We start from the raw sequence: 9201 nt of genomic DNA, 5'->3' as shown, positions 1-9201 counted from the left end.
AGCGCGCTCATGCCCGAGCCGCCGTGCGAGCCCTGGATGCCGGGGCCGTAGATGTCCTGGTCGGGGTACCGGACGTAGCTGGTCGCGGGGCCGCCGGCCGTGCAGCGCGCCAGCGGCTGGGTCGAGACGACCGTCCGGCCGTCGGTGGACAGGAAGGACGCGCTCTCGTTCTTGTTGTTGCTGGGCAGGACGTAGTCCGCCGGGATCGGCACCGTCGCGAGCGTCGTCCGCTCGGTCTTGCAGCGGTCGCCGCCCCAGCCGCCGGAGCTGGCGAGGACCGGCGTCAGGGGAGCGGTCGGGGTGAGCACGATGGGCTCGTCGTCGATCTGCGGGACGCGGGCCCCGGTGGAGCCGCCGGGCAGCTCGGGCAGGTTCGCCGGCACGTACACCGCTGCGCTGCCGATCGGCATGTTCCAGATCGAGCTCGACGCGAAGGGCTGGCGCAGCGGGTCGCGCGTGCCGGTCGGGGGCGGGGTCGTCGTGGTGGTCGGCGGCGCCGTCGTCGTGGTGGTGGTCGTGGTGGTGGTCGTCGGCGGCGCGGTGGTGGTGGTGGTCGTCGGGGTGGACACCGCCGGCACGGTCCAGCGCTGGGCCGGCGCGGTCGAGCAGCCGGTGACGACCACGGGGGTGCCCGGCGCGGTGGCGTTGCTCCGCGGCGCGAGGCACCGGTTGGCCTTCTGGTTCTGCACCGTCCCGTCGGGGCGGAACGTCCACCGTTGCGAGGTGGCCGTGCCGCAGGCCGCGAGCACGACGGGCGTGTTGTTCCCGGACCCGCCGCCCGCGATGTCGAGGCACCGGCCCGCCGGGGTCCGGATCGACCCGTCGGACCAGCGGCTGAACTGCTGCGCGGTCGCGGTGGCCGGGCCGCAGAGGTTGATCGTGGTCGCCGAGCCCGGGGTCGTCGCGTCGTTCGGGTTCTCCAGGCACCGGTCGGTCGCGTTGCGGAACTGGCCGAGGACGGTGTCGGCCACGGCCGTCGGCGCCGACAGGACCGAGAGGACCACGAGGACGGCGGAGGCGAGCACCGCGAGCGCGGAGAGCGATCGCCTCGTGCGCGGTCGGACGTGGACGTGTCTCGTGGTCGGCGTCGGCACGGTGCGATCCCCCCATGGATACGGCAGCCGCGACAGCGTTCAGTGACGCGGCGACCACGGGGCAGGGCCGCACGGGTGACGTCGACGACGCGCCCCCGAGTCGGCGTGACACGCCGTCGACGTTCCGTGCGGCGTGCTCCGCGCGGCCGACTCAGTTGGCCGGGATGGCGGGCGTCGAGGTCACCGGCACCGGGGCCGCCGACTCCGTCGTCGCCGGTGCGGTCGGGACCGTCGGCGGGATCGTCACGAGCGGTTCGACCAGCTCGGGCAGCAGCGGCTGGCGCGGCGTGCCCCCGCCGCCGACGCTGCCGGGCCCGTTGTTGTTCACCACCTGCAGCACCTGGCGCAGGCGCTGCACGTCGCGGCCCCAGGCGTTCGTGGAGCTCGCGTAGACCTCGAAGTCCTGGCCGTAGTCGGCGCGGAACTGGGTGCGCATGTTGCCGCCGGGGCCGTTCTCGGCGTTGAGCGCGAACGACGGGCCGTAGGTGTCGTCGACGACGTAGGCGCCGTAGTTCTGCAGGGTCCAGGCGATCTGCCGGCCGGGCTCGGTGGTCAGGCCCAGCGAGCCGATGTTCACCGAGGGCGGGATCGCGAGCAGCGCGCCCATCCGCATGGCCGTGTTCGTGTTGCCGCCGACCGAGCCGTACCAGCCGACGGCGTAGCTGTCGGACTTCACCGCGGGCCACCGGAAGCACTCCGGGCGCGACGCGCACCGGCCGAGCTCGGCGCGGGCGTAGAGGTTGATCTTCAGGGCGTGCCGCGGGCCCTGGCCGCCGGGGCGCAGCTCGCCGACGCGGATCGAGCCGCCGAGCGCGCTCATGCCCGAGCCGCCGTGCGAGCCCTGGATGCCGGGGCCGTAGATGTCCTGGTCGGGGTAGCGCACGTAGCTCGTCGCCGGGCCGCCCGCCGCGCAGCGCGCCAGCGGCTGGGTCTGCACGACGGTGCGGCCGTCGGCGGCGAGGAACGCCGCGCTCTGGTTCTTGTTGTCGCTGCGCAGCACGTAGCCCGCCGGGATCGGCACCGTGGCCAGGGTCGTGGCCGGGTCGGTGACGCAGCGATCGCCGCCCCAGCCGCCCGGGCTCGCGAGGATCGGCGTCAGCGGCGCGGTCGGGGTCAGCACCAGCGGCTCGTCGTCGACCTGCGGGACGCGGGCGCCGGTGGAGCCGCCGGGCAGGGCGGGCAGGTTCGCCGGGACGTACTGCGCGCCGCTGCCGATGGGCATGTTCCAGATCGAGCTCGAGGCGAACGGCTGGCGCAGCGGGTCGCGCGTGGGCGGCGGGGTGGCCGTCGTGGTGGTCGTCGGCGGCACCGTCGTCGTGGTGGTGGGCCGCGGGGTGGTGGTCGTGGTCGGCGTCGTGGTGGGCGTCGAGGCGGCCGGGACCGTCCAGCGCATCGCGGTGGCCGTGGTGCAGTTCGCGACCACCATGCGCGTGCCGGCGGTGGTGCTGTTGTTCAGCGGCGCGAGGCACTTGACGGCCTGCCGGTTGACGATCAGCCCGTCGGTGCGCACCACCCAGTGCTGGCTGTTGTTGGTGGGCGCGCACGTCTGGAGCACCACCGACGTGCCCGCCGCCGTGCCGTTGTCGAGGGTGCCCAGACAGCGGCCGGCCGGGGTCTTGATCGCCTCGTCGTTCGCCCACCGGCTGAACTGCTGGGCCTGGTTGGTCGCGGCGCCGCAGGCCGCGATCTGGATCTTGTTGTTCGCTGCCGTCGCGTTGTTCAGGTTCTCCAGGCAGCGGCCCGCCGCGTTGCGGAACTGCCCGAGCACCGTCGCGGCCTCGGCCTGCGGGGCGGCGACGACGGTCGAGAACGCCAGCACCGTGGCGACGAGCACCCCGAGCGCGGCCAGCCAGCGGGACGTGCGGTGACGGACGGTCCTCGCGCGTGCCGTACCCATGGTGATCTCCCCCCGAGAAGCGCCCGTGCCGTCGTGCACCGTGGCCTCCCGGGTGGCGGCTACCCAGAGCCGAACGGGTGAAAGCACGCGACGCCACTCGATGGGTCGTCACTGGACCGGGCGGCCGCCCGGCGGGTCACCGGTCGTCGACGCTGAGCACCCAGGTGGAGCGGGTGGCGAACTCCAGTCCGTTCGGGCCCTGGCTGATCCGGGCGCCGTACTGCTGGACCTCGGCGCTCTCGAGCTGGTCGGTGGCGACGGGCAGCACCAGCGTGAACGACGGCGTCGTGCCGGGCGCGAACACCGGGCTGCGGCCCTGCTGGATCGCGCCGGCGGGGTCGCGGAAGGTGAAGGCCAGCTGCCACGGGGTGCTCACGACCTCCTCGGGCACCGTCACGGTCAGCGGCGTGTTCGGCGGGACGCGCAGGACGGCGTTCGCCTCCGGGTCGTCGCCGCACTCGGTGACCTGCACGTCGCAGAACTGGCTCGCGCCCACCGTGGCCGTCGCGCCGCCCGCGGCGAACGTGACGTCGCCGGGGGAGGACGGTCCGGCCGTCGCGCGCACGACGAGCACGACGACCACGGCCACCACGACCACGAGCAGCACGGCACCGATGACGACGGTGCGCCGCGACAGCGATCTCACCGGCGCCGCCCCGGGATCATCGAGGACCCCCGCGTGATCAGCACGGTCTGCACGGTACCGATCGCCATCACGACGCCGATGACGGTGAACCCGATCCACCACGTCGGCGGCAGCAGCACGCCGAGCGCGCCGCCGAACACCCAGGACAGCTGCAGGATCGTCTCGGAGCGCCCGAACGCCGAGGCGCGGCTCGCCTCGGGCAGGTCGCGCTGCACCACCGCGTCGAGGCAGACCTTGAGCAGCGCGCTCGTGGTCGCGGCGACCAGCGCGGCGACGGCGGCAGTGGTCAGGCCGGTGACCGTGGCGGCGAGGACCACCGCGGCGAGCGCCAGCACCAGGCAGACGATCATGAGCACGCGGGGGCGGCCGAAGCGCTGGCGGGCGCCGATGAAGTTGCCGGCGAACCCGCCCGCCCCGGCCGCGGCGCCGACCACACCGAGCAGCAGGAGCTGGTCACCCGGCGCGCCCTCGGTCTCGTTCTTGACGACGAAGGCCGAGAACAGCATGAGGAACCCGGTGAGGCTGCGGATCGTGCCGTTGGCCCAGAGCGCGGTGACGACGTCGCGGCTGAGCGGGGAGCGACGGCGCTCGCCGGTCGCGCCGTGCACCGGGAGGATCTGCGTCGGCTCCTCGCCCTCGGTGACCTCGACCCACGCCGGGATCCGCAGGCACAGCCACACGCCCGCGAGGCAGATCGCCGCGGTGAGCCACGCGGCGCCGGGGGAGCCGAACAGCCATGCCACGCCCGCGGCGATGCCCCCGGCGACCCCGGAGGCGACGAGCCCGAAGACGGTGAGCCGCGAGTTCGTCGTCACCAGCGTGATGCCCGGCGGCAGCACACGCGGCGTCACGGCGGCCTTGAGCACGCCGAACGACTTCGACAGCACCATGATCCCCAGCGCGGCCGGGTAGAGCGCCCAGGTGTCCATCCACAGCGCCAGCACCACGGCCAGCACGCCCTGCCCGGCGGTGGACACGGCCATCGCGGCGCGCCGGCCCTGCTGCAGCCGGTCGAGCGCCGGGCCGATCACCGGGGCGACCAGCGCGAACGGCGCCACGGTGATGAGCAGGTAGAGCGCGACCCTGCTCTTGCTCTCGGCGCTCGCCGCGGAGAAGAACAGGGTGTTGGCCAGCGCGACGGCGAGCGTCGCGTCGGAGGCGTAGTTGGCCATCCACGCGTAGGTCAGCGCCGTGAGCCCGGAACGGTCGGCGCCGTCGGCCGACGCCGCGCGGTGGAACGCCCGCGCGCCCTGCTGGGTCAGGCGCCGGGCCCGCCAGGCCGCGACCCGCGTGACGGTGATCTTGCGGGGGCCCGCGTCGTCGTCGTGGCCGTCGTCGCCCCGCGGGTCGTCGTGCGCGTCGTACCGCGTGTCCGCCCGCGGGTCGTAGCGCGTGGACCAGCGCGTGTCGTCCTCGGCGCTCCCGGGGTGCTCGCCCTCCGGGAACGCCCGCGTCGACCGGGCCGTCGGCGGCAGGCGCTCGGGCCGGTGCCGGGGTCGGGGACCGTACGGACCGTGCGGATCGTGGGACGGTCCGGTCACGCGTCCATGATGACCGAGGGTGGTGGGCGCCCGCCTCCCGTGCACCCGGGACGGACGGGCACAATCGTGCTGTGGTCCCCGAGCTCGCCGACCCCGCCCCGACCGTCCCCGCCCACCTCGCCGGGGCGGCCGACCTCGCGCGCGCCGCGGCGGTGGAGACCGCCGACGGCGACGCCGCCCAGGTCGGTGCGCCGGTCGCCGTGCGCGCGGAGGACGTCCCCGACGCCGCGACCCACTACTTCGCGGCCGACAAGCCCGGCTACCGCGGCTGGTACTGGGCGGTGACGGTCGCGGGCCCGGAGTTCGACGTCAACGTCAGCGAGGTCGTGCTGCTGCCCGGCCCGGAGTCGGTCGTGGCGCCGACCTGGGTGCCGTGGAACGAGCGGCTGCGCGCCGAGGACCTCGGCCCCGGCGACCTGCTGCCCGTCGAGGACGGCGACGAGCGCCTCGTCCCCGCCCACGCCTCGCTCGACCCCGACGACGAGGACGAGGGCGAGGCCTCCGAGCCCGGGCCCGGCGTCCGCGAGGTCGGCGACGAGCTCGGGATGGGCCGCCCGCGGGTGATGAGCCGCGAGGGCCGCCTCGACGCCGCCGTGCGCTGGTCCGACGGCGACTTCGGGCCGGGGGCGGACATGGCCCGCGCGGCGTCCGCGCACTGCGGGACCTGCGGGTTCTACCTGCCGGTCGCCGGGTCGCTGCGCGCGGCGTTCGGCGTGTGCGGCAACGGCAACGTCCCGGCCGACGGGCACGTGGTGCACGCCGAGTACGGGTGCGGCGGCCACTCCGAGCTGCAGATCGACAGCGGCGCGGTCGTCGCGGTCGCCGACCTCGTCTACGACGACGGGGTCGAGATGGAGCCGGAGACCGCCGGATCGGGCGGCTAGGAACCACCGACGCACGGGAAAGGGGAGCCGTGACCCCCGATCCCTTCGGCACCGCCGCCCTGCGGCGGGCCGTGCTCGACGCGTGGTCGGCGTCGCCGGCGCGCTTCCGCGAGGACGCCAACGCCGAGGAGGACCTGCTCCGCGGCGGCTACCGCGACCGCTGGTTCGTCGAGCTGGCGCAGAACGCCGCGGATGCCGCCGAGCGCGCGGGGACGACGACCACCCTGCGGGTGCGGATCGTGGACGGCTCCCTGTGCGTCGCCAACACCGGTGCCGCGCTCGACGCCGACGGCGTCGCGGGGCTGGCATCGCTGCGGGCGTCGGCGAAGCGCGACGGCGGCGGGGTGGGGCGGTTCGGCGTCGGGTTCGCGGCCGTCACGGCGATCAGCGACGCGCCGCGCATCGTCACCCGCACCGCCGACGGCGCGCCGGCCGGGGTCGTGTTCGACCGGACCCGCACCGCGCGGGCGGTGGCCGACCGGGGCGTGCCCGGGCTCGCCGAGGAGCTGGCCCGCCGCGACGGCGCGGCCCCGGCGCTGCGGTTGGTCTGGGCCACCGACGGCGACGAGCCCGCGCTCCCGCCGGGCGCCGACACCGAGGTCCGGCTGCCCCTGCGCCCCGGCACCGACCCCGACGCGCTGCTCGCCGCCGCCGCGGCCCAGGCCCCCGACCTCCTGCTCGCGCTGCCCCCGCTGCGCGCCGTCGACCTGCCCGGCGGGGTCGTGGCGCGCACCGAGGAGAGGGACACCGTGCGCGTCGGTACCCGCGCCTGGCACGTGGTGCGCGCCGAGGGCACGATCCCGGCCGCGCTGCGCGCCGACCTCGCCGTCGAGGACCGGGCGCGCTCGGTGTGGCGGGCGACGTGGGCCGTCGCCGTCCCGGGACCCCCCGACGCCGCCGAGGTGCTGCACGCGCCCACCCCGACCGACGAGCGGACCACCCTGCCCGCGCGCCTGCTGGCGACCGTCCCGCTCGACCCCGACCGCCGCCACGTGCGCGCCGGGGCGGTCACCGAGCACGTCCTGCGCGCCGCCGCGGCCCGCTACCCCGACCTCGTGCGCGCCCGCCCGGCCGAGGAGCGCCCGGGCCTCGTTCCCCTGCCCGCGCTGCCCGCCTCGGCGGTCGACGCCACGCTGCGCGACGCGGTCCTCGACGCGCTGCGGACGTCGGCCTGGCTCCCGGCCGTGGCCGGAGAGGACCTCGCCCCGGCGAACGCGCAGGTCCTCGACCTCGACGACGCCGGCGGGGAGCTCGCCGCGCAGCTCGCCGAGGTCCTGCCCGGGCTCGTCGACGCCCGCCTCGCCGCGCCCCGCCACGCCGCCGCGCTCGCCGCGGTCGGGGTCACGCGGGTCGGGCCCGCCGCACTCGCCGAGGCGCTCGCCGGGCTCGACCGCCCGGTGGCCTGGTGGCGCGCGCTGTACGCGCGGCTCGCGGCGCTGCCCGCGCTCGTCGCCCCCGGCCTGCGCGAGGAGCTCGCCGGCCTGCCCGTCCCGCTCGCCGACGGCCGGGTGGTGGGCGGTGCGCGCGGCGTCCTGCTGGCCGGCGGGGACGAGGAGCTCGCCGCCCGCCTCGCCGCCGCCGCGGTCCCGGGGCTGCGCGTGGCCGCGCCGGGGCTCGCCGAGGACCCGGCCGTCCGCGACCTGCTCGTCGCGCTCGGCGCCCGCCGCGTCGACGGTGCCGCCCTGCTCGCCGACCCGGCGCTGCGCGAGGCCGTCGAGCGCTCGGCCGACGACGCCGAGGCCGGCGTCGACCCCGAGGCGCTCGCCGCGCTCGGCGCCCTGGTGCTCGCCCTGGTCGCCGCCGGGGGCGGGGCCGGGTCCCTCGACGGGCTCGGGGCCGTCGCGCTGCGCGACGCCGAGGGCGGCTTCCGGCGCGCCGACGAGCTCGTGCTGCCCGACGGCGCGCTGCGGGGACTCGTCGACCCCGACGGGCCGCTCGGGGTGCTCGACCCCGTCGTCGCCGGCGCCCACCCGCGCCCCGTGCTCACCGCGATCGGCGTCCTCGACGGGTTCGCCGTGCTGCGCGACGAGACCCCGGCCGGGCCGGACCACTACCTCGACGACGAGGAGACGTGGTGGGCCGAGGAGGTCGACCCGGTCCTCGACCGCCTCGACGGCGCCGACGGCCCGGACGGGCCCGAGGGGCCGTTGGTGGCCGTGCGTGACCTCGAGCTGGTGGCCGAGGACCGCTGGGACGCGGCGTGGTCGCTGCTGGCCGGCGACCGCGCGGTGCGCGAGGCGCTCGGCGGCGCCCGCCCGGTCGAGTCGCGGGCCCCCGAGGGTCCGCGGCCCTACACCGCCTGGTGGCTCGGGCGCCACGGGCGGCTCGCGGGGGACCCACCCACGTCGTGGCGCCTGCCCGGTGCGAGCGCGGTGGAGGGCCTCTACGACCCCGTCCCCGCCGACGTGGCCGCCCGCCTCGACCCCGCGTTCCTCGCCGCGATCGGCGTCCGCACCCGGGCGCGGGTGGCCTCCACCGAGGACGCGACCGACCTGCTCGCCCGCCTCGCCGACCCGGCCCGCGTCGTGCCCCCGGCGCGGGCGGCCGCCGCGCACGCCGCGCTCGCCGACGCGGTGGCCGCCGGGCGGGTCTCCGTCGCCGACGTCGAGCCGCCCGACCGCGTCCGCACCGCCGACGGCGGGGTCCGCGACGCCGACCCCGCCCGCGACGTCCCGCCGGCCGTGCTCGACCGCGCCCAGCTCGCCGGGGTCCTGCCGCCCGGGGTCCTCGTGCTGCCCGGCACCGGCGACCCGGCGCTGCTCGCCGACCTCCTCGACCTCGCGCCCGCCTCCGAACGCGTGCGGGTGACCGTCCGCGAGGGCGGGCGCGCCGTCCCGTGGGACGAGCTGCCCGCGGCGGTGGCCTGGGCGTCCGCGCTGGGCCGGCCCCTGCCCGACGGGGCGCTGGTCGTGCACGAGCGCCTGCGCGTGCTGGTCGTCGACGACGAGCGCGGCGGCGCGCCCGTCGAGTACACGCCCTCGGCGTGGGTCGACGACGACGGCGTCGTACACGCCGACGACCCGGTGCGCGGGCTCGTCGCGGCGCTGGCGCCCTGACCGGGCGCGGGAGCGTCTCCGGGAGCGACTAGTACTACAGCCTGATTTGTGGCGGGGTGGTCCGGCGTGTCGGCTTGGCTGCG

The 9201-nt window shown here is 77.1% G+C and carries 6 protein-coding genes; 2 read left to right on the top strand and 4 right to left on the bottom strand.

Translation table 11 applies throughout. The annotated features are described in order from the left end of the window. The 4 genes from PHK61_RS31240 to PHK61_RS31225 form a co-directional block, all read right to left on the bottom strand. The coding region (locus PHK61_RS31240) for an RICIN domain-containing protein (RefSeq protein ID WP_274284942.1) at positions 1-1094 on the bottom strand (1094 nt) is incomplete at its 3' end. A gap of 151 nt (positions 1095-1245) precedes the next feature. Continuing rightward, positions 1246-2991, bottom strand: a complete 1746-nt coding sequence (locus PHK61_RS31235; RefSeq protein WP_274284941.1) for an RICIN domain-containing protein — start codon at positions 2989-2991, stop codon at positions 1246-1248. A gap of 136 nt (positions 2992-3127) precedes the next feature. After that, positions 3128-3637: a DUF2771 family protein gene (locus PHK61_RS31230; protein ID WP_274284940.1), complete on the bottom strand. Its 510-nt coding sequence runs from the start codon at positions 3635-3637 to the stop codon at positions 3128-3130. Then, a complete protein-coding gene (locus tag PHK61_RS31225) occupies positions 3634-5178 on the bottom strand; it encodes an MFS transporter (RefSeq protein ID WP_274284939.1) in 1545 nt (514 codons plus the stop codon). Before PHK61_RS31225 ends, PHK61_RS31230 begins: the two co-directional genes overlap by 4 nt. A gap of 71 nt (positions 5179-5249) precedes the next feature. Here PHK61_RS31225 and PHK61_RS31220 point away from each other — a divergent pair, with 71 nt between their 5' ends. Beyond that, the gene (locus PHK61_RS31220) at positions 5250-6062 is read left to right on the top strand and encodes a DUF3027 domain-containing protein (RefSeq protein WP_274284938.1); all 813 of its coding nucleotides are present in this window, start codon (positions 5250-5252) and stop codon (positions 6060-6062) included. Between the two features lie 29 nt (positions 6063-6091). Beyond that, positions 6092-9118: a sacsin N-terminal ATP-binding-like domain-containing protein gene (locus tag PHK61_RS31215; RefSeq protein ID WP_274284937.1), complete on the top strand. Its 3027-nt coding sequence runs from the start codon at positions 6092-6094 to the stop codon at positions 9116-9118. The last annotated feature ends 83 nt before the right edge of the window (positions 9119-9201 follow it).

The sequence above is a fragment of the Actinomycetospora lutea genome, from assembly GCF_028737205.1.
GTDB classification, from domain to species: domain Bacteria; phylum Actinomycetota; class Actinomycetes; order Mycobacteriales; family Pseudonocardiaceae; genus Actinomycetospora; species Actinomycetospora lutea.
The sequence above is the reverse complement of the archived record's forward strand: the minus strand, read 5'-3'. Positions and strand labels throughout refer to the sequence as shown.